The sequence below is a fragment of the Microbacterium sp. PF5 genome (assembly GCF_004794315.1).
Taxonomy (GTDB): Bacteria; Actinomycetota; Actinomycetes; order Actinomycetales; family Microbacteriaceae; genus Microbacterium; species Microbacterium sufflavum.
This window is the reverse complement of record NZ_SSDQ01000065.1, coordinates 14,450-36,065: the sequence shown is the minus strand read 5'-3', so window position 1 is coordinate 36,065 and position 21,616 is coordinate 14,450. Positions and strand designations below refer to the sequence as shown.

17 protein-coding genes are annotated in these 21,616 nt (G+C 63.9%); 5 read left to right on the top strand and 12 right to left on the bottom strand.

Going from position 1 to position 21,616, the window contains the following annotated elements; translation table 11 throughout:
• The 8 genes from DW297_RS04650 to DW297_RS04615 form a co-directional block, all read right to left on the bottom strand.
• The coding region (locus DW297_RS04650) for a Gfo/Idh/MocA family protein (protein ID WP_136029854.1) at window positions 1–809 on the bottom strand (809 nt) is incomplete at its 3' end.
• Complete coding sequence (locus DW297_RS04645; protein WP_136029852.1) at window positions 799–2,937, bottom strand: alpha-galactosidase; 2,139 nt, start codon at window positions 2,935–2,937, stop codon at window positions 799–801. The genes DW297_RS04650 and DW297_RS04645, both read right to left, overlap by 11 nt.
• Window positions 2,934–4,283, bottom strand: a complete 1,350-nt coding sequence (locus tag DW297_RS04640) for an alpha-L-fucosidase (RefSeq protein WP_136029850.1) — start codon at window positions 4,281–4,283, stop codon at window positions 2,934–2,936. The genes DW297_RS04645 and DW297_RS04640 overlap by 4 nt, the downstream gene beginning before the upstream one ends.
• Window positions 4,284–4,313: 30 nt before the next feature.
• The gene (locus DW297_RS04635; RefSeq protein ID WP_136029848.1) at window positions 4,314–5,135 is read right to left on the bottom strand and encodes a carbohydrate ABC transporter permease; all 822 of its coding nucleotides are present in this window, start codon (window positions 5,133–5,135) and stop codon (window positions 4,314–4,316) included.
• On the bottom strand, window positions 5,132–6,031 hold the full coding sequence (locus DW297_RS04630) for a carbohydrate ABC transporter permease (RefSeq protein WP_168442795.1): 900 nt from the start codon (window positions 6,029–6,031) through the stop codon (window positions 5,132–5,134). The genes DW297_RS04635 and DW297_RS04630 overlap by 4 nt, the downstream gene beginning before the upstream one ends.
• Before the next feature lie 18 nt (window positions 6,032–6,049).
• Window positions 6,050–7,339: an ABC transporter substrate-binding protein gene (locus DW297_RS04625; RefSeq protein WP_136029844.1), complete on the bottom strand. Its 1,290-nt coding sequence runs from the start codon at window positions 7,337–7,339 to the stop codon at window positions 6,050–6,052.
• 176 nt (window positions 7,340–7,515) lie between these two features.
• The gene (locus tag DW297_RS04620; protein WP_136029841.1) at window positions 7,516–8,685 is read right to left on the bottom strand and encodes an ROK family transcriptional regulator; all 1,170 of its coding nucleotides are present in this window, start codon (window positions 8,683–8,685) and stop codon (window positions 7,516–7,518) included.
• A 676-nt stretch (window positions 8,686–9,361) separates the two neighbouring features.
• On the bottom strand, window positions 9,362–12,028 hold the full coding sequence (locus DW297_RS04615; RefSeq protein WP_136029838.1) for a galactose-binding domain-containing protein: 2,667 nt from the start codon (window positions 12,026–12,028) through the stop codon (window positions 9,362–9,364).
• Between the two features lie 428 nt (window positions 12,029–12,456).
• Between DW297_RS04615 and DW297_RS04610 the strand changes: the two genes are divergently transcribed.
• Window positions 12,457–13,464, top strand: coding sequence for an antitoxin VbhA family protein (locus DW297_RS04610; protein ID WP_136029837.1), 1,008 nt, complete (start codon window positions 12,457–12,459; stop codon window positions 13,462–13,464).
• Between the two features lie 265 nt (window positions 13,465–13,729).
• Here DW297_RS04610 and DW297_RS04605 read toward each other — a convergent pair whose 3' ends face one another.
• Together DW297_RS04605 and DW297_RS04600 are read right to left on the bottom strand one after the other, a co-directional pair.
• Entirely contained in the window at window positions 13,730–13,948 is a 219-nt protein-coding gene (locus DW297_RS04605) for a helix-turn-helix domain-containing protein (RefSeq protein ID WP_205828228.1), read from the bottom strand.
• 225 nt (window positions 13,949–14,173) lie between these two features.
• Window positions 14,174–14,962: a hypothetical protein gene (locus DW297_RS04600; RefSeq protein ID WP_136029833.1), complete on the bottom strand. Its 789-nt coding sequence runs from the start codon at window positions 14,960–14,962 to the stop codon at window positions 14,174–14,176.
• 34 nt (window positions 14,963–14,996) lie between these two features.
• Here DW297_RS04600 and DW297_RS04595 point away from each other — a divergent pair, with 34 nt between their 5' ends.
• Genes DW297_RS04595 through DW297_RS04580 form a run of 4 tightly spaced genes read left to right on the top strand, consistent with a single transcriptional unit; the run spans window position 14,997 to window position 20,605 of the window.
• The gene (locus DW297_RS04595; protein WP_136029831.1) at window positions 14,997–15,752 is read left to right on the top strand and encodes a TnsA-like heteromeric transposase endonuclease subunit; all 756 of its coding nucleotides are present in this window, start codon (window positions 14,997–14,999) and stop codon (window positions 15,750–15,752) included.
• Window positions 15,739–17,598, top strand: a complete 1,860-nt coding sequence (locus DW297_RS04590) for a Mu transposase C-terminal domain-containing protein (protein ID WP_136029828.1) — start codon at window positions 15,739–15,741, stop codon at window positions 17,596–17,598. Before DW297_RS04595 ends, DW297_RS04590 begins: the two co-directional genes overlap by 14 nt.
• Before the next feature lie 11 nt (window positions 17,599–17,609).
• The gene (locus DW297_RS04585) at window positions 17,610–18,674 is read left to right on the top strand and encodes a TniB family NTP-binding protein (RefSeq protein WP_136029827.1); all 1,065 of its coding nucleotides are present in this window, start codon (window positions 17,610–17,612) and stop codon (window positions 18,672–18,674) included.
• Window positions 18,671–20,605, top strand: coding sequence for a zinc-ribbon domain-containing protein (locus DW297_RS04580; RefSeq protein ID WP_136029825.1), 1,935 nt, complete (start codon window positions 18,671–18,673; stop codon window positions 20,603–20,605). The genes DW297_RS04585 and DW297_RS04580 overlap by 4 nt, the downstream gene beginning before the upstream one ends.
• 54 nt (window positions 20,606–20,659) lie before the next feature.
• Here the strand turns inward: DW297_RS04580 and DW297_RS04575 are convergent, their stop codons facing one another.
• Both DW297_RS04575 and DW297_RS04570 read right to left on the bottom strand, forming a co-directional pair.
• A complete protein-coding gene (locus DW297_RS04575) occupies window positions 20,660–21,124 on the bottom strand; it encodes a hypothetical protein (RefSeq protein ID WP_136029822.1) in 465 nt (154 codons plus the stop codon).
• Window positions 21,124–21,576, bottom strand: coding sequence for a helix-turn-helix domain-containing protein (locus tag DW297_RS04570; protein ID WP_240744519.1), 453 nt, complete (start codon window positions 21,574–21,576; stop codon window positions 21,124–21,126). Before DW297_RS04570 ends, DW297_RS04575 begins: the two co-directional genes overlap by 1 nt.
• Window positions 21,577–21,616: the final 40 nt, after the last annotated feature.

Sequence of the window (21,616 nt, the reverse complement as noted above, 5' to 3'; positions counted from 1 at the left end):
GGCGTGAAGTGGCACTGCTGGTACGAGGCGAGGACGCCGTTGGACAATGTCATATTCACCTGTGAGAGGTCTTCAACGTCGAGGATCGGCGCCATGCCGGTCTGCGCGGTCGGCGGCCAGTTGTTGAGGCTGAACCAGTCCTGCATTCGCTCACCGGCATGGTCACTGCGATCTGTGATGTCGCCGTAGACGGCCAGCGTCCCCATCGCATTCACGCTCATCGTGCGGGCGCCGCCCAGCCAGTGCAGGATGTCGATGTCATGCGCACCCTTCTGCAAGAGCAGTCCCGTGGTGCGTCGGCGGTCGGCGTGCCAGTCCTTGAAGTAGTAGTCGCCGCCGTGACCGACGAAGTGGCGACACCAGATCGCCTTGACCTCACCGATACGCCCGTCGAGGATCAACTGTCGCATCAGCACGATCACCGGCATGTGCCTCATGTTGTGGCCGACGTACAAACGGGTTCCGGTGCGGTGCGCTGCTTTAAGGATGGCATCCGCGTCCGAGATCTTCGTCGCCAACGGCTTCTCGCAGAACACCGGAACACCCGCCTCCAGCAGTGCCACGGTCACATCGGTGTGCTGATCATCGGGAGTGAGCACCAACGCGGCGTCCACACCGGCGCTGATGAAGTCGCGAAGCGAGTCGGTCACGAAGGCATTCGGCAGCTTCTCGCGAGCGTCTGCTCGGCCGCGCTCGGCTGTATCAAGCACGGCCGAGACAAACGAGCCCCCGCCCGGGCGTTGCACCTGGTCAGTCAGCTGAGCTCGGTGACCGAAGCCGACGATGCCGATACGAAGGTCAGTGGTCATCGGATGTCTCCTCGGTCACGCGGGTCAGCTCGATCAGGGCGGCAGTCTCGGGGCGCAGAGGGGGAAGCGAGAGTCCCGAGCGCGCGAGCATGGAGCCTGCCAAGCGGAGCGGTGCGTTCAACGCTGCGTCGAACCAGGCCGGCCCGGTGCTCATGCCCCGATCCGGCACTCCGAGCTCCGAGCGCACACGGACGTCATACCCCGCGCTCTCGTCGAGCCCGGGGATCTGGACTCGCGCGGGGCGCCCGGCGGTCATCCCGATCTGGACGACAGCGAAAAGCGCCCGGCTCCGATCTGGACTCACCACCCCGAAGAGACGGGCTGCTGGGTCGAACACGTCCGCGTTCACCAGACGCCCGGACGCAATCAGCGCACGCGTCTCTCGATAGAGTTCGGCGAACTGCGTTAGTGCGTCACGCTCCGCCTCATTCACCTTGAGCAGGTTCATCTCTATACCGGCGTGAGCGAACAGCGCGGTGATCAAAGGCAGGGTCCCGTTTATCCTCCGGCCGGTGGTATGCGCGGTCGCGGCGCCAATGTGCGAGCCGATGAGCTCCAGGGGAAGCAACAGCGATGTCCAACGTTGGATGCGCTCGCGCTCGAGCGGATCCAACGTGTCAGACGGCCACACCCGGTCTGTGCGCTGCAGAATGCCGAGGTCCACGCGCGCTCCACCCGAGGCGCACGACTCAATCTCCAGCTGAGGATGCCGCTGACGCAAGGCATCCATGAGGGCGTACACGGCTCGCGTCTGCGTGTGGCTGGGTGCCTCGAGCAGATCGCGATTGTGGTCCCACTTTAGGAAGTCGATCCGGTACTCGGATATCAGCGCGTCTAGTCGCTCGAGGAGGTAGTCGTAAACCGCGGGCTGCGCCACGTCGAGTACGTACTGTGCGCGAGATGGCCAGCCGTCAGCGGGTGTCAGCAACCACTCTGGATGTTTACGCGCGACGTCCGAATCGAGGTTGACCATTTCCGGCTCCACCCACAGCCCGAACTGCATACCGAGAGAGCGCACCAGGTCCACCAAGGGGTGCAAACCCTCCGGCCAGAAGCCTTCGTCGACATACCAGTCCCCGAGCCCTGCAGTGTCGGTAGTGCGGCCGCGAAACCAGCCGTCATCGAGCACGAACCGCTCGACTCCGACGTCAGCGGCGCGTTCTGCGAGCGACCGGAGCGTGCTGACGTCATGGTCGAGATACACCGCTTCCCAGGTACTCAGCACGAGAGGCCGTGGCGTCTGCGGGTGCTGTGGCCTGGCACGCAGACGGTCGTGGAACCGATCTGAAATGCCGTCGATGCCGGCATCGGACCACGTGAACAACACCGCTGGTGCCGAGTACGAGGTGCCCGGATCGAGTATCACTTCACCGCGCCTAAGCAGCTCTCCGCCGCTGAGAGCGACGGAGAGGTCACCGGCGCCGTCGGCTGAGCGCTCAACATAGCTGCCATGGTCGCCACTCCACGCGACGTGCATCGCCCACAGTTCGCCTCGGCGATTCGTGAACCCTGCGGTGCCGACCAGGGTAACGAAGGCGGCGTCATGGCCCGGACGTCCACGACGATGCTCTCGGGCATGGACCGCAAAGGAGACGGGATGCCGTTGCGGCATCCGTTCTCCGATCCATGCGCCGGTGAAATCGAGGATCTCGTCGGCGCGCACCGGCAGCGGGAGCACCGCATCCAGTCCGTCCACGGTGAGCGCTTCTTGGCCGATATTGCGCACGGTGCGCCGGTGCTCGAGGACGCCGTGCGGATCCAGTGCGAGCTCAAGGGTGATCTCGGCGAGCGACGCTTCATCTCGCAGAACCAGCCGGGCTGCCGCATCCTCTATGTTCGCCGAGATCAGTCGCGGCCGCGGGGTCGTCGCGATGCCGGACCGGGAGAGCACAACGGCGGGGCGACCGGTCCACGCGTCATCCTCGGTGGGAAGCACACCGAACAGCAGCGGGTCGTCGGGTGTCGCGTTCAGACGAGCTGGGACAGCAGCGTCACACAGCGCTAGGAGGGCACGATCATCGAGGGCGCCGAGATCCGGACCCCAGTGCACCACTCGAGCCCGCTGGTGTCGGCAGTCGACGATGAGCGCGACGCCAGCGCTGCGCAGCAGCAGCACCTGAGAGCTCACGAGCCGTACGGAATTGACTGTGGTGTCAGACGAATCGTGATCACCGTGTCGACGTCGTCGGGCAACGGATATGTCAGCGCCGGGTCGCCCTCGCCGAAGCTGACGAATGCCGTATCGGGATACGCCTCGATGAGCCAGGACTCCGCCCGCTCAACCCGCTTGCCGCTGATCTCGAGCGAGTCGATGCGGGACGCGTCGACACCGACAAGTGCAAGAGGCCCGACCGGCGGCTCGAACACGTGCGCATAGAGCACGTCTCCCTTGCGCGTGTAGTATCCCCACTCCGGCTTCGGCAGATCGGCAGCGCGTGCGCCATAGATGCTATCGCCGTTGCGGGAAAGCCATGCCCCCACCTCGGCGAGGATCCGCTGCTCTTCCGTGAGGATGTGGCCATCGGGGTGCGGCCCGACATTGAGCAACAGGTTGCCGCCCTTACTGACGATCTCGACGAGCTTCCTGATCAGCATCCGAGGCGACTTGTAGTCTTCGTCGCCGAAGAAATGCGTCCAATGGTTGTTGAGCGTGATGCACGCCTCCCACGGCACGGGCTGACCCTGAAGGTCGAGAATGCCCTCGGCGGGGATCAGCTGCTCGGGCGAGACGAAGTCGCCGGACCACGGCAGAGGCGAGTCAGTGATGATCGAGCCGAAGCTGCCGCCGTTGGCCTCGAGGCGGTTGTCGAGCAGGATCCCGGGCTGGAGTTCGCGGACCATCTCGACGAGTTCGCCGGCGCGCCACGCCTCACCGGTCAGGTCGTCGTACGAGAAGTCGAACCACATCAGGTCGATCTGGCCGTAGTTTGTGGCGAGCTCGCGCACCTGAGCGTGCATGAAATCGAGGTAGCGGTCGAAGTCGTGCTCGATGCCTTCGTACGCGGGGTCGTTACGGTGAGGATGATGCGCGTCGCCGAAGACCGGGAAGTCCGGATGCGACCAGTCGATCAACGAGAAGTACAGGCCGACCTTCAGCCCGTGACGGCGGAACGCCTCGACATACTCGGCAACCACGTCTCGCCCAAAGCCGTTGTGCATGGAGGTATAGGTGGAGTGCGCGCTGTCGAACAAGCAGAAGCCGTCGTGATGCTTCGCGGTCAGCACGGCGTACCTCATGCCAGCCGCGACTGCCGTGCGCGCCCACTCGTCGGCGTCGAACGCATCCGGGGTGAACGCGTCGATGAAGGGTTGGTACTCCTCCATCGAGATATTCTCCCAGGAGCGCAGCCATTCTCCCCGGCCATGGACGGAGAAGGCTCCCCAGTGGATGAACATGCCGAATCGGTCGGCCCGGAACCAGTTCGTTCGTGCGTGCCGGTCGTTTGCGACTGTGGACAATTGCGTTTCGAGCATGACTACTTTCGGTGTTGCACCCATCGTGGATCAGCCCTTGACCGCGCCCGCCACCATCCCCGAGAGGATGTAGCGCTGCGCGATCAGGTATACGACGAGGACGGGGATAATCGTGATCACGAGGTTCGCGCTGACCAGCGCGTAATCGTAGGTGTGCAGCCCCTGGAAGTTGTAGACGGTCATGGGCATCGTCCACGTCTTCGAGCTGGAGGTGAGAAACAGCACGTTCTGGAATTCGTTCCACGCATAGGTGAAGAGCAGCACCAACGCAGTGAACGTCACCGGCTTCATGAGCGGGAAAATCACAGTGAAGAACATGCGCAGCGAACCCGCGCCATCGATGATGGCCGCCTCGTCGATCTCCCGGGGGATCTGCCGGACGAAGCTGACGAAGATCAGCACCATGAACGGGATCTGGGTGGCGATGTCCGAGAGGATCAGACCGAGATGCGTGTTGTAGAGGCCGAGCCATTGCAGCACCCGGATGGCGGGGATGAACGAGAACGGGGCGATTAGACCAGCGATCAGGTACATGTACAGACTGGAGGTGACGCGGCTCGTGCGGCGGGCGATGAGGAAGCCAGCAAGCGCGCAGACCGTGATCGTGCCGCCTGTCACTCCAATGGTGATGATCGCGCTGTTGACCAGACCTAGAGCGACGCTGGGGTCGGAGAGCACAGTGACGTAGTTGTCGAAGCGCCATTCGGTCGGCAGTGTGAGGGTGAATCCGGATGCTTCGGTCTGTGACTTGAACGAGTTCAGCAGCACGAGCACCATGGGGACGACGAAGAGGATGCCGACGGCGAGGGCGACGACATAGGTCGCCGCATTCCGGCTCAGTCGCTCTTTCATGACATCCTCGCTTCAATCCGGCGGCTGATCAGGTGGATGATCATCGCGATGATGGTGATGACGGCGAACTGCACGAAGCTGATCGCGGAGGCGTAGCCGAGGTTGGTCGTACCCAGAGCCTTCGCCAGGAAGGTGGTCATCACCTCGGTGGCGTTTCCCGGTCCGCCGCCGGTGGTCGCATAGATGATCTCGAACGACTTCAAACCCGAGATAAGGGTGAGCAGCGCAGCCAGGCTGATGGTTGGCGCGACGGTGGGGAGGCTGACGTGGATCGCCCGTTTGAAGCGCCCCGCGCCGTCGACCTCTGCGGATTCGAGCAGCTCTGCAGGCACGCCCTGCAGAGCGGCGAGCACCAGTACCACGGTCCAGCCGACGCCCATCCAGATGTCGATTGCCGTCACGGAGAACAGGGCGAGGTCGAAATCACCGAGCCAGTCCTGGGCAATGAAGCCGAGCCCGATGTTGCGAAGGAACGAGTTGAGTAGACCTTCGTACGAGAGGATGAACCCGAACACGATGCCCACGACGATGGTCGAGAACATGATCGGCATGTAGACGACCGCGCGTAGCACGTTGCGTCCGAGGAAAGCACGGTTCAGGAAGAACGCGAGCAGGACACCGATGCCAGTCTTTCCGACGGTGGTGATCAGCGCGTAGACGAACTGGTTTCCCATCGCGCCGAGGAATGCTTCACCGTGCGTGCCGAACAGCAGCTGAAAGTTCGCCAGTCCGATGAAATCCTGGCGCTGCGACATGGTTGACGCGTTTGTGAAGCTCAGCCAGAGGCCGAGTGCGGCGGGGAGCACGAAGAAGACGCTGAAGATCAGAGTCGCGGGCGCCCCGAACCAGTACGGGTACGCCGTGGCCGCGGTTCTGCTCTTGGCACGTTTCTGCACTACTCCCCGCCCCATGGCTCAGAAGCCCTTGATGCCAGCGGTCTTGCCGGCGCCCTGCCAGGCTGCGTCAACCTTGTTGATGAAGCCGGCGGCGTCAACACGGCCACCAACGAGCTCCTGGTAGGCCGCGATCAGCTCGCTTTCAGGCGTGGGGAATCCCGTCGCCGTGTCGAACGCAGAGCCCGACTGGCCGTTCTCCACGTACGTCTGAATGTCTGCAATCGCGGCATCCGGGTTCTCGAGCTCGACATCGGTGAAGGCGGGGATCCCGGGCGCGGCAGCCAGGTGCGCTGCGACATTCTCGGGAGTGATCAGGAACTGCAGCAGATCCGCGGCGGCGTCTTCGACCTTGCTCGCCGCGGCGATGTGCAGGATGTTCGGACGCGACAGCGCAACCTGGTTCTCACCGGCCTCGGTGGGAAGCGCGAAGAAGCCGATGTTCGCGTCGGCGTTCGCCTTGCGGATCTCGCCGATAGCCCAGGAGCCGTTGATGATCGCACCAGCGCTTCCGTCGGCGACGGACTTGATCGCGGTCTCGTACTTGGCAGTGAGCACGTCACTGTTGGTGAGGCCCGCGGAGGCCCACTCAGCGAGTGCGGTGTACTGCGGCTCCATTTCGGAGACGTCACCCCAGGTGGTCTCGTTGGTAGCGAGCTTCTCTGCCAGTTCAGGATCCTGGCCGAGCAGGTTGGCGTTGACCGAGTTGCGATGCTGCAGCAGCGTCCATCCGTCAGCGCCTGAGAGGTATAGCGGGGTGGTCCCTTCGGCCTTGACCTTCTCGAGTGCGGAGGTGAACTCGTCCAGCGTCTTGGGCACTGCCGCGCCGGCCGATTCGAAGACATCCTTGTTGTAGATGACTCCGAAGGAGCTCAGGCCGTCGGCGGCCGGGTATCCGTAGATCTTGCCGTCTTCGGCGCGCATCGACTCGAGCACGCTCTCGGCCATTCGGTCAGCGAATTCGGACTCGTCCACTTCACGCATGATGGCGGACGGGTCGTCAACGTTATCCTGGCCGGCGTAGATGTCGATGCCTTCGCCGCCCTGCAGGCGGGCGCGGACAGTGTCGTCGTACTGCTCGTCGGGGATCGCCTGGATCTCGACGGTGTTGCCGCTCTCCTTCTCCCACGCCTTGACGTTGTCGGCGAATGCGCCGGTCTGCGCCCAGCTGGACGGAACGACGTACACGACCTTCTGCCCGTCCTTGCCGTCCGCGTTCGCGCCGTCGCCGGCGGCGCACCCGGTGAGCGCGAGTGCTCCGGTCGCGACGATGCCGGTCAGGCTCAGCGTCAGTGCCTTCCTGCGGTTCATGCTGATCTCCTCATTGAAATGTGATGCTCGGGTCGGGTCGGGTCGGGTCGCGTTATCGCACCCGAGCGGACCTGATTAAAGAAAGACTATTCGATAAGTCCGCTTGGAGCATTTCATCCGATGTCTGCCCCGTTGTCAAGCCCGACGATCCGGATGCATCGACAACGGGAGGAGGATCACCGTGTCGCGGGGGCGCCAGCCTCGATCAGCTGCTGGATCGGCGTGCCCGCTTCACCGAAGAACTGAGTGTGGGCCGACTCCAGAGCGGCGATGAGCACCCCCGTCGCAGCGGCGTCTGCTCCGAGCTGTGCTTGAAGCAGAGGAGTGTCCTCCGGCGGCGAGACAGCCGTATGCACGGCGTTCGCCACGAGCTCGGCGACATAGTCGTTGGCTGATGCCGGGCCGTACAAGACGACTACGTCGGGGTCGACGGCGATCAGCAGAGTGGCGATCTGTGCTCCTGCCGCGAGAGCGAACTCCTCGACCAGCTCGCGCGAGCGCTGGTCTCCCGCTTCGGCGGCGCTCAGCGTTTCGAGGAAGTCGGGCATTGATGGCCATCGCTGCAGCATCTGGTCATCCGCCGACGCGACCAGCTGACTCATCTCGCCCGCTCGGGCATGACGGCCGACGCGTACGTCACCGTCGATGATGAGTCCCGCGGACACCTGGTGCCATACGAGCGCAAGGACAACGTCGGACGCATCGGCGGCGGCCCCATGCCGGTGTTCTGCCAGTGCTGCGGCGTTCAGGTCGTTCTGGAGCACGACGGGCACGTCGAAGACGCTGGCGAAAGCGTCTGCGACGTTCTGCCCTGTCCACTCCTTGAAAATCGGTGAACGAGTCATGAGGCCGTCCGGGGCGAGTGCGCCCGGGACGGCCGCGCCGACTCTCAGCAGCGGACCCAGATCGGCATGCGCACTGCGGATGTCGGCTACCCGCGTGACGAGGGAGCGCATCCTGTCGGTTACGCTCGTCCTGTCATCAGCCGTGAACACGTAGCGGGCTCGGACGACGTTCGCCATGTCGGCGACCACGATGCGCTCGTGATGCTTTCCGAGTTCGAGCCCGATCACGTATCCCGCGCGCGGGCTTACTGCGAATCGTGATGCCGGCCGCCCAGAGCTCTGCCCGCGCCGGACCACCCGCCCGACTTCGGCGACAAGGCCAAGCGCGATGAGGTCCTGGAGGCGGTCTTTGATCGTCGGACGCGACAGGCCAGTCTCGGCGGCGATATCCGCAACGGTCGAGGGCCCGGAGTCTCGCAGCGAGATGAAGCAGCTTTCCAAGTTCTGCAGACGCACGAGCTCCAGACGATCCTCGTTCGACATCGGCTCAGCGAGGACCATCTCGGCTCCATTCTGTGATGACCGGCAAGTGTGGCAACGTTCGACGGAGCGCACGTGCGAGTTCCAGCATCTCTCATGTGAGCTCGCATCAGCACCACCGCGGGCGGCCGGGTGTCCGGCCGCCCGCGGCGATTTCGTCGCGCCGTTGGCTTAGCTCTTCGGCTCGAGCACGGTCAAGGCATCGACAGACGGAGCGTATCCACTCGACGAGCTGCCGAACCGCAACGTGTTGGCACCCTCAGCCAGCTGCACCTCAACCTCGACGACCTGCGGCTCGGTCCAGCTGCGACCCGGAACAGGGACCGTGATCGGTGCTGCGCCGTTGACCGAAAGCCCGAAGCTGCGGTTTTCGCCGGAGATTGCCGCGATGCGCAGCGTGACCGCTCCCGCAGCCTCAGCCGTAACTTCGTAAAGAAGCCATGGCGTGGCCAGGGCCCGGGCCGAGCTCGCCGACGAACTTGACGCCGGACGCTCCGGCGAGCGTACCCACTCGGGCGTTGCCCTGGAGGGTATTCGTCGCCGACTCGGCCTCGTACGTGCGCACGATGACCGGCGCTTGCTCGATGGTCAGTGCTTCCCCTTCAGTCGCGCGAACACGGAGGGACCCTGAGAGACACCGTCAAGCGAAGCGGAAGGCATCTCACCCTTTCGTGGGCGAGATGCCTTCCGACGTGGCCTAGGAGCCGAACACCTTCACTTCGGCGAGGGATAGATAGTTCGTCGCATTGAGTTGCACTCGGACCGCCTCCCCTTCGATATTCGGGGGGAGAGTGAGCACTAGACGGGGGTTGGGAGTTCCGGCCTGGGTCGTGGACCATGCCGTCGCGCCCGCTGCATCGATGACGCTGACAGTGAAATTGCTCAACCGCTCGCCGCAGCAATCAGTTCGATTCCACAGCTCCACGGACTCAATTCGACGCGTGGAGCCAAGATCCACCTGCCACCACGCCCCCGCCTGAGTATCCGTGTGGGTCACTGACCCTGCGGAGTAGTTCCCGTTAGTGTTCCCATCGATGGCGCGAGCGGCTTGAGCCCCGTAGAGCGTCGAACTCTGCGTGGCATTCCCTGCTTGAGCGAGATTTTTCCGGAATGGACGGACCTTCACCTCTGCCAGGCTGAGGAAGTTCGTTCCGTTTAGTTGCACCTGCACGTAGCGGCCGACGGCACCGCCCGCATTCAGAAGTGTGCTCGGCCAGGGTCGCTCGCCTTGCACGGACGACCACACGACGTTACCCGCAGCGTCCCGGACACTGACGGTGTAGTTGGTCAGCCGATCCAAGTCAGAGCCGGTTGTGTCGGTGCGGTTCCAGACTTCGATGTCGCCAACAGCCACGTTGGCACCCAGGTCCACGCGCCACCAGGCGTTCGCATCCGAGAGCGTATGGGTGACGCTCCCCTGGGTGAAGTCACCGTTCGTGTTGCCATCCACAGCCTTCGAGGCGGGACCCGTCCCATCCCCACCTGTGTAGGTCGAGCTCTGGGTCGCACTCTTACCCGCAGCAAGATTCGACACACTCGCACCGGCACCATCCGTATCAACTGTGAAGTTCACCTGCCCGTTATGGGTAACCGCAATCGTCAACCGCTGGTTGGCTGCATCCCACGTCTGCGTTTGCGTATAGGGCCGTCCCGTCTGCGAATCCATCGCCTCGAACGTCACACGGGGAGCGCCACCTTGCCACGTGCCATCTACGGTTACCGTCGTCGTACGGATGTCACGGGCACTCCTGTCGTCCACTACCCGACCCGTACCAGTGAGGATGTTGCCCGCCGCGTTCTTAACGACGTTCCCCGCAGCATCCCGCTGCACGGTCAGGTACTCGTGAATGTACTGAAGCGTCTGAGCTCGATTGAAGTCCTGCGAGGCAGGAACTCCCAGCACAGTGTCGGTCCAGAGGTGGTTGCGATTACTCCGGTAGTTGTTCATCCGGATCGAAACACGGTTGCTGCTCTCGATCATCGTGGCGTACGTGTGTGGACCCGCAGCGATGCTGATTGCGCTCGCGCCCGACTGACGAGGTTTGAAACTGCTAGTTAGCGTCTGATTGACGTTTTCCTTGTAGTTGTTCCAGTACCAGGCGTTACCGGCGCGCGCCAGGAAGGTGTTGCTCGTGAGGAACTCCTGCGGATACCGGGAAGCGAAGTACGGAAAGCGAGCGCCCGCGGGGACGACCTCCGGGAACACCGACATCTCTGCGGTCGTCAGGTTGTTGGGAACGAGCGGGATAATTCCGAACTGACCCGTGTTTGGGTGAACGTTAGAGGCACTGAGGTCGTAAGTCGGTGGGTTGAAACCTGAGGCTCCCTTGTACACGACCTTTGTCGTTGCGAGCACATCCTGGCGCGTAGGCACAGGCACTGCACCACTATCGAGATCGCGGAACAGTGGAATGAGCCCGTACTGGAAGGGGGCGGTCCGAAGGCTGTTCGTCGAGAACATCAGGAACCCCGCCTCAGGTGCGTACGCAGTCGCTCCTTGGCTCGCGGCGCGCTGGATGCTTTGAGCCATCAGCGCCTCGGGGTTCTGCATGTTGTCTTTCCAGGTACGACTGCCGACGTTGGGGCCGTATACCTGACGATGGCGCTGCTCAGCCCAGTGCCACTGGTCTGTCGCCGAGCCCCAGTTGCCAGCGATGCCCGCGAGCCAGAGCCCATGGAAGAGGTTGTCAGTGCTGATGTTTGCTTCGGTCTCCTTATTCATCAGCACGACGTTGTCAGAGTGCGCGCGCATCGCGGCCAAGACGCCGGTAGTCGTGTTCTCCAAGTAGTTGACGATGTTGCCGTGATTTGAATCTGTCCAGCTGAAGATGAGTCCGTTGTCGCCGGCTGCGTTGATCAGCGTCGCAACACGCGGTCCATTGGAGCTGACGTTTCCCCAATACAGCTCGGCGATATTGATCCCTACGAAGGAGCTATACGTGGCCGCGGTCTGACTCCAGAACGAGGCGGGTGCCACTGAGCTCGATCCACCGTGCAAGGCTTGCACCGAGCATGGGATGCTGTTCGCCTGACAGATCTGGAGATTCGACGTCACGAAGTCCTTGAACCCCTGAGTGTCCCCGGGATAGACGTTGTCAGGAATGAGATTCACAACGACGTTGTCACGCAGGTCAGTGGGCACCTGAGCCCAGGTCTGCGCCATCGTTGTGCCGCCTTCAGTTTCGGCGGTCCCAGGGTAGTAACCCAGGATGATCAGCGGATCCTCGCGGGAGAAGGGGTGTCTCAGCGGCGGGTCGGCTGCGTATGCCGGCGCGGTGGGCGCCACGAATGCAGCGGCCAGTCCGACAGCGGAAACGGCTATCGCTAGCGCCTTCTTCCCGCGCCTAGCTAATGTCTCGGCCATAGGGTTCCTCCTCGAACGCCAGGGGCGATTAACAAACTACCCTTTAGTAAATGGTCGATTGATTCTTACCGCGAGCAGCGTCGCGTGTCAACCATTGAGCGGATCACAGCGCGCTCATGTCCGGCAGCCGGATTTCGATGATGGCGACCCTTGAAGCGTGCAGGAGGAGGTAGTCACGAGAAGGAGCATGGTTTCAGCGGCTTCAACGGGAAGTGGACAGCTTCGGCAGAGGGGCGGCCTGCCGCTTGCAGGACAGGATGAGCCCTAGCTCGTCAGTGCTTTGACAATCGCCGGCAAGTGGTCGAAGCAGCGGTTGATCGATAGCCACCCCATGCAAGCGCACCAGCGAGGGCACTGAGACCAGCGCGACACGCAACGCATCGTTTCGCCCCGACACTAAACCCGGTATACCTGGATCGGGAGGCATCATGCAAGCACGCGACCACACGAGAGACATCGACCTGCCCGACCAGCGAGTGGCGGTCTGCGGAGATTGGCACGGGAACCTGCGGTGGGCTCGGATGATCTCCCGGGCGCTGCCCTATCTGGCGCCTGACGTGACGACGCTGTTGCATCTCGGCGACTGGTGGATGCCACCCCATGCCGTCGACGAGATCTTCGCTGAGACTTCCATCGCCCGCTTCTACGTCACGCTTGGGAACCACGAGCAGTGGGACGAGATCACCCCGCTCCTTGAAGAGCACCCCGGCGAAGCCGTGCAGGTCTCCGAGCTCACCTGGATACTCCCGCGGCCGGCACGGCTCACCATCGGCGGGCGCTCCGTGCTGTCGCTCGGCGGCGCCTCATCCGTCGACCGCGAGTCCAGGCAAGAAGGAGTGACGTGGTGGCCGGACGAGGCCATCACCGACACCCAGCTCGCCGAAGCCATCGCCGGAGGCCCCGCGGTCCTGATGCTCACACACGAGTCTCCGGCAGACACACCTGTGCGCGCTGTCCGTGAGATCCTGCGGACCAACCCGCATCGGTTCACGAAGGCGGCGTTGGAGGCATCCGCGGCATCACGCGCGCGAGTCGGCAAAGCCTGGGGTGCCGTGCGCCCCGAGCTACTCGCGCACGGCCACATGCACGTCGGGGCAGGCGGACAGACCGCGGACGGCCGCCGTGTGGCGAGCCTCGGGCGCGATGACGACGAGGGGAACCTCGGGATCCTCGACATGAGCAACCTTCGGATGGTGACCCCAAGTCTGACACTCCTCCGCAGATACGGCAGCGATGACAACCGTCCTCCCTTGACACGCGAGCAGCGGATCAAGACCACTGCGGAAGCCATGCACTCCGCTGTCCTGGACGGCCTTCGACCAACGGCTCAAGCTCGACGTGACGCCCAGGACTACATCGACGGAACACGCACCCTCGAGGAGATCATCGAAGACGTCCGGCGCCGCCACACCCGCAACATGGAGGAGGAGTCATGACCGAGTTCGAGAACTCGGCAGGCTAGGGGATCGACGCCGTTCGCTCGATCCACGACGACATCCGCGCTCACCGAACAGCTGGGGGATGCTCGCCGCGCCCCCATGCCGGGAGAACGCCGTGGCGCGTTCTTATACTTCAGCCGAGTATAAGAACGCGCCACGACACTTCCACGACGAGACATCCATCCCGAGGAGGGCTACCAGGCTGGCCACCTGCAGACCGGAGCCGTGTCAGCGTCCGCCGCTCGCGCCTGCAAAGCGCACGCTAAAGACGCGACTCCGCCATGAGCTGTTCGACCGACAACCCGAAAGCGTCAGCGATACCGACCAACGTCGTCATGCGAGGATTCGACGGCCCGGCGTCCTGCTTGCCGCTCGCCGACCGTCCGGCTTCGATGAGCTGAAGCTGGTTCTTCGTGATGCCCACCCGAGCGGCGAGCATCTCCTGCGTCAGGCCCGACTCCTGCCGAAGCGCACGGACCACACCGCCGAACCTTTCAGCCGCTTCAGGACCCCACATCGCACACCACGCCTTGACAGGGGGGCGGTGCGGTCAGCCGCGAAAGCGCCCCGTTGGACGTGTCCAACGGTACAAGGTCTAATTCCGGATTCTGGGCTCGCCTCTAGTAATCCCGGTAAACCTGGATTATGGTGCTAGCCCATGACGGAAACCTGTCGACGGCACGTACGAGCTGGTCGCGCGCGATCACTAACCGTCGTGAGCCTCGCGCCATGCCGACTGCAGGTTCATCAAGATCCTGCATCCTTGCTCGAGTTCGTAAACACTGCCTCCGACGGCCAGATCCACGGCAACGACCGCAGTCGGCATCGTCGCCCGCTCGTATGCAGTCGGAAGCGTGTTCTCGAACAGCAGGTTCTTGCCTTCATAGTCTTCGAACAGCTGATTCCGTTCGGCGAACTCGGAGATCGTTCCGTCGCGAACGTAAGCCGCCCCGTAGTTGAACACTCGCTTGTATCTCACTCCGAGGCGTCGAGCAGCGGGTCGTCCAGTCTCGATGAGCGGACTCCAAGAAACCGGCGGGGCCCCATCTGCGCGTGTGTAGAAGTGCACGCGGGTGCGTCCTGATGTGGCTCGCACGATGTCCTCGGGAGATGACGTTGCGATCCGTTGACGCACGCGCGCCAACGTGCTGGTCGGAAGCCAGGTGGGGGTTCGCCCAGAGAGCTCCCACAGCAAGCCCCAGGCGGTTGAGGCACCGAGGACTCGTCCGGTCCCGCGCTGTGCCGTAGCTCGGTAGCGCTCGACGGACGCCTTGCTGGTGAGCCACACACCCGAGCGCAGCTGACGTCCGGCGATGAGCCTGTCCTTCAGCAGTGCCTCGGCATGCCTCTCACTCACCGCCAGCATGCTCGCCACTTCACCTGCGGTGATCTCCCGCTTCTCATATCGCATCGTGCAAACGATCTTATATGGGAGCATTTCGACCGCGTCGTCGAGTTCTTCTCCATTTTGAGCTGGGATTTTCTCGTGTGTCACGCCGACTGGTTCAACACGTCCTCAATGTCTGGATATGACAGAGATCACAACCCCCGAAACCGGCGCTGCGACCTGGATTCGAGACGGAGTCACCCAGTCCGCGCCGCTCGACGCGGGCCTTCTCGCGCAGGAGCTCTACGTCGCCGACCCGGTTCGAGTCGGAAACGCGTATCCGCACCAGCGGAACTACCACGGCTATTACTGGATGGCCGCGACTCAGAGGCACGTTTGGCATGAGTCGCTGCTGGAGCGTGACTCGCTGATGTGGCTCGACCACACGGCGGACGTCGTCGCCATCGCGTCGCAGCCGATGCTGCTCGTGAACGGAGACGGTGTCTACCATTACCCGGACTTCATCGCCCTCGACGCCCGCGGCGAGCAGACCGTCTACGACGTGAAGCCATACGGTCGGCTCAACGCCAAGGCGCTCGCCCAGTTCGAGTGGACCCGCACCGTCTGCGAGACCGTCGGCTGGAACTATCGCATCCTCACCGAGCTCCCGCACCAGCACCGGGTAAACCTCACCTGGCTCGCCCAGTTTCGCCACCCCGGACACCATCCCGGCGCGGACGCAGAAGGGGAGTTGCTCGCCGCGCTCGGCTCCGATTCGACGGTCGGCGACGCCATCAGGCTCATTGCCGCGAAGAGCACGCCCCTCGCCCGAAGCCACGTCTTCCACCTCATCTGGACCGGCGCCCTGTCCGTCGACATGAACGCCCTCCTCTCCAACGGCACCCGTCTCGTCGCCCCCGCATCTCACCGTCAGGAGTTCCCCCATGCCCACGCCTAACGTCCCCGTTGCCGTAGCTATCGACGGGGACGTTTACGAGCTCGAAGCCGCCACCACCAAGGGCGTGACCCTCATTCACCGGGTCACGGGCGACAGCCGCACCGTGACCCACGCCGAGCTCGCAAACATCGTCCCCAGCGAAGAACAGCGGTCGCCCCGCCTGCTCGACCACGTCCCCTCCCACGTCCTGCACGCGGCGAGCATCCTGGCCGCGGACATCGAAGAGGTTCTCACCGGTGAAGGCCGCAACGGCAAGTGTTGGCCGGAGTATGACCTGGAGACCACCAGCCAGGAGCAGCGCATCGCCCGCAAGCTCGTCGACCTGGAGCGCACCGGGCGCGGCATGGCTCGGTCCACGTTCTTCAACAAGCTCATGAAGTACCAGCGAGACGGACTCGTCGGCCTCATCGACGGGCGAGCTATTAGGAACTACATCCCGAACGAAAAGGTCGAGGCGGCCGTCATCAATCACCTCATCAAGACCATCAACGACCAGGTCACGTGGTCCACCGGCACGAAGAAGCGCATCATCGAGCAGACGACGAAGTCCGTTCAGGCGGTGCACCCGGGCATCAAGCTCCCGAGCAAGTCCGCGTGGTACCTGCTCATCGACCGAATCGGGCACGGCAAGCACGTCACCGGCAGCGCGAAGACCCGAAAGTCTCTCGCCAACCGACCGAAAGACCGCATGATGGGGAAGAGCGAGCCCTTCCTCCCCGGCTCGCTGGTTGAGGTGGACACCAACACGATGGACCTGGAGGTCCAGACCCCGAAGGGCGAGCGCAAGCGCCCGCGCTTGTCCCTCATGCTGGACGTGCACTCGCGCACCATCATGGCTTACACGTTCCGCCTGGAGGGTACCAAGGGCGTCGACCACACCATGCTGCTCGCCCAGGCCCTGACCCCGCGGGCCAACCGCCCCTCCCGCTCGGAGTACCGCGAGGCTCTTCGTCGGAAGCACCCGCGCCTGCCGCTCCTCTCCGACGAGGAGTACGGGCGTCACGCTGCGGAGCACCCTTACATCTACCCGGCCAACATCACTGTGGACCGCGGTACGGACTACATCTCCCCGACGTTCCGCAACGCGGTGGAGCAGCGCGGCGGGAGCGTAGTCCTGTCCGCACCGTACACGCCGACGAGCAAGCCCCACGTCGAGCGCCAGTTCCACACCATCAATACGATGTTCGTCCAGCACCTCGAGGGATACGTCGGCCGCAGCCCCGAGCACAAAGGCGGGAAAGTCCCGACCGAGAAGCTGCTCACCCTCGAGGCGCTTCGCGAGCTGTTCGAGGACTGGGTCATCAGCGTGTGGCAGAACGCACCTCACAGCAGCCTCCGCGACCGCCTGCACCCGACTCGACACCTCACCCCGAATAAGAAGGCCGGCCAGGCAGCACTGAGCGTCGCGCAACTCCACCTTCCACTCACCGAGGACAACTTCATCCTCATGCTGCCCAGCAAGTTCCGCCGTATCACGGCCACAGGCATCAAGGTCGACACGCGCGAATACGACTCTCCGGAACTCAACATGCTCCGCAACACGCTGTCAGACATGCCTCGCCACAAGGGCAAATGGGAAGTGAAGGTCGACCCCTACAACCCCGAAGCCGTGTGGGTCATCGGCGGAGAAGGCGAGCTCATCGAGTGCCTGGAGCGCGGTGCTGAAATGCGGCGGTTCGAGCCCGACTTCGCGCCGGTCGAGGATGACTACCGAATCCTCACCGCCCAGGCCGACGCGGAACTCACCGGCACGCCTTTTCCGCAGCCCAAGCGGCCGACGGCCCTTCCCGAGTTCACCGTCACCGAGGAGGACCTCGACGACGACGACATCCTCCCCACCTTCTGAAACGGAACACAATGCTCTCCTTCACCAGCCACGACTCCGACAAGACAGCGCTCAACCGCTGGGAGTCGCTGCTCCACTACCTGCAGCACCCGCTCACCGCGCCGGCGCCGCTCGACACCAACTCGACCGTCAGCCGCTACGAGCACGACCAGCAGCGGATGGACTATCTCTCCGGTGGCATCGTGCTCCTCACCTCGACCGTCGCCCAGGGAAGACTCCTGCTGACCCGCGCCTTCCAGGCGAACCGGTCGCGGAACTCCGGCCACGCCGGTGTCATGCTTTCCGGGGACTCCGCTCTCGGCAAGACCACGACCGCCAAGCGACTGATGCGGTGGGTGCTCGAGGAGTACACCAGGCAGGTCCCGCACTGGGAGCAGGACGAGCACATCCCGGTGATGTACGTCGAGGTGCCCTCCGGCAGCAACGCTAAGGACCTGCTCCGCGAGTTCTGCGACTTCTACGGCCTCTCCGTCCTGTCCCGCGACACAACCGCAGACCTGCGGACCAAGGTCGTCGCTGCCATCCGGCGTGCACGCACCCAGCTCATCGTCGTCGATGAACTCCACAACCTCTCCGGCCGCGCATCCGGGCTCGGAGAAGCCGTCGACCTCCTCAAGGGTCTCCACAACGACGTCTCCGCCACATTCCTCTACTGCGGGCTCGACGTAACCAACTCCACCCTCATGCACGGCGCCCGAGGACAGCAGCTAATGAGCCGGTTCGCGGTCGTCGAGCTCGAGTCATACAAGTGGTCCAGCGCCGACCACCGCAAGGAATGGAAGCAGCTCATCCGAACGTTCGAATCCCAGCTCCAGCTGCGTAACCATCCGGTGGGGACCCTCAATACGCTCGCCGAATACCTTTACCAGCGCACCGGCGGCTCCATCGGCTCCCTCAGCCGGCTACTCACCGGTGCCGCCATCGACCTCATCCAGAACAAGGCGAAGGTTGAGCTCCTCGACAAGAATCTGCTCGACGCCTACACGCTCGACCTCACCGCCGAGACGTTCTACCGCAGGGTCCTCGCCAAGAACGCGTCGAAGGGCAAGACCGCTATCGAGAAGGTGATGGCATGACCCCCACCGCCCTCTACCGCCGATTCCCATTCACCGTGCGACCCGGACACCGCGAGACCCTCGACTCGTTCACACGCCGCACCCTCATCGTCAACGGCGAAAGCACCTCGCTCCCGCGTCACCTCGTCACGCTCGCCAAGGCACACGACGCCGACGCAACCTGGGAGGCACTCCTCAGCACCAAGGTCCGGCGCCCGCTCGACAGGCTCATCGAGGCCCCGCCCCTCGACGACGCAGGGCTGGACGACTGCGAGTCGTGCCGGTCGCAGACCACCCAACGATGGGCGTGCCTGCTCTGCAGCCACGGTGAGCACATCCAGCAGCACCCTCACCTCGACGACCTCGTCTGCGAGCGCCACGAGCGATGGACTGGCCCGGGCACGACCGCGGAGACACAGACCGCGGTGACACCCGCCGAGGTCGCCGCCCACCGCCGGTTCCAGCGCCTCCGTCATGGTGGCGGTCTCGACCTCCACCTGTTCTTCGGAGTCCTCAGCGCACTCGAGGGTGACCTTGACCAGCCGACGGCCAACGTCTTCCGTCATGCCGTCGCCATCGTCGACTGGGTCCAGCGGGACGAGACGGTGCACCGCCTGTTCGACCCCACCGTCCCGTACGCCACCACATTCGCCTGGCTCCGAGAGGCCATGGCCAACATCGTCGCGCACTCGACCCCGGCCGTCGCGCGAGCGGTCTGGCTGCATCTGTGGCCCGCACAACTCGCGCTGAACACGGCGCTTCGTGGCTACGCCGGGTACCGCGCCGGCAACGCCCACGACTTCCAGCTGCCCGACGACATCACCAGCTGGTACCCCCACCCCTCGGCCCTGCAGAGCACACGGGAGTACCTCGCGTGCACCGGGGACGACAACCTCTCGGCGCTCGCACGCCTCGCCCGAGACAGCGACGAAGCACCGACGGTGACGGAACCGCAGTTCCGCACTATCCACTGTGCGCGGGGCCACCTCTACATCGAGGTCCGCACGGCGGACGAAGATGACGTTGAGACTCCGTGCCCGACCTGCACCGGGGTGCACGTAGAGCGGGGTGTGAACGACCTCGCGACCGTGTCGCCTCTCATCGGGGCACAACTCCACCCCACCCTGAACGGGGACCTGACCGCCGCAGGCATCACGGCACGGAGTCACACGGTGGTCTGGTGGATGTGCCCTGAGAAGGGTCACCCTTTTCGGGCGATGCCCTTCAACCGGACGCTCAACGACGCCGGCTGCGCCGTATGCCTCAACCGCGTGACGCTGGTCGGCGTGAACGACCTCGCGACCACGCATCCTCGTATCGCGCGAGAGCTGCACCCGAAGAACGGCTACGCCAAGACCGCCACGCAGCTGAACGCCGCGGACCCGAAGACGCGCGACTGGCTCTGCTCGAAGGACCACCCGTACCGGGCCTCGGTGAAGCAGCGCGTACGCGGCAAGAGCTGCCCTGAGTGCAAGAAGCAGCGCACCCGCATCTCCGGACGCAGCATCGTAGACACTCACCCGCACCTGGTCCCGAGCTGGCTGCCGGAACTCAACCAAGGACGCGAGCCCGCGGACTACACGAAGGGCTCGAAGCTCGAGGTCATCTGGCTGTGCAGCAAGAGCCGGCACACGCACACCTTTCCCATGCGGCTCGAAGCACGCACTCGAGGCTCCGACTGCCCGTACTGCGCCGGCCGCCTCATCCTCGCCGGTTTCAACGACTTCGCCACTACGGACCCGGAACTCACCAGCGACTGGCACTCCTACCGAAACCGCAAGTACCCGAACGAGGTGATGCGCGGGTCGAACGACAAGCACCACTGGAGGTGCAAGGACGGCCACGAGACCGAGCAGAGCATCCCAAACCGGCGCCTGTCCGGCGGCTGCGTGGACTGTCCGTGGCACGAACGGCCGGGGAACAAGAAGAAGCTGCAGGCCGTGGCAGGCTAGTCGCTGCACAGCGAAGGCGGTCCAGAAAACTGACCGCCCTTCGCCGCACTCGAACTACTCGATCTCGTCCTGACCCGGTTCATCCTCGATCTCGAAAGCGATGGCTCCGCGCGGCGCGATTGGTAAGAGCACACCCTCGCCGAGAACCTTGGCGGTCGCGGTACTGACTCCCTCGCGGAGGTATGGGTAGATCGTCATCGCGGCGACCTCGTTCGCGAACATCATGACGTCGCGTCGCGTGGGCTTGAAACCGCCGGTGAGGTTGTATTCGCCAGAGACGACCACTGTGGCGATGCCAATGGTGTTCTGGATCTCCGCCATCAGCCGGACCCCAAAGTCTTCGTCAGAGAGCCTGAACTGGATACCGACCTCCGCGTTCGAGAAGTCAGTCGGCATGCCCTCAGGCGTCTCTTCATGCCGACGCACGCTCTGCTCGTGGAAGAAGATTCCGCCGAGCTCCGAGTTCGAGATTAGATCGTGAACGCGGGTACGGTCAGCATCGCTGAGCTCACCGGCCACTAGGCACCCAGCGCGAACTCGGACCGCTTGGTCTCGGACCACTCTGCCGTACTCGTCGGCGCGTGCGCTGGCACTCCAGCTGTGGCAAACCGCCAAGTCGTAACCTGCACACCAGGCACAGCATTGGACTCCCACCTGGAGGAACTGGCCATATATATGGACTGCCCGCAGTCAGCGGTGACTCGGTGCTCGACAATCGCTCCGACGGCATTGGCGTACCGTCGCAACGTCGAAAGCTTGGGGTCGGCGTCGTACCGCTCAATCTTGGCAACTGCCTGGGCGGTGATTCCGAGCTGCTCCGCGACCTTCTTCTGCGTGAGATTCGCCTTGCGGCGGATGCGGACAAGCTCGGCGCGCATGTCACGATCCTCGCGTGCGAGAACCTTCGCACGCGAGCGCACCAGCTTCATGGGCGAGACGGACTTGGCGAGCATGGGGAAAATGTTGCTCATGTCGACATCATACGCACACAACCTGGAGGTTGAGTAGGGG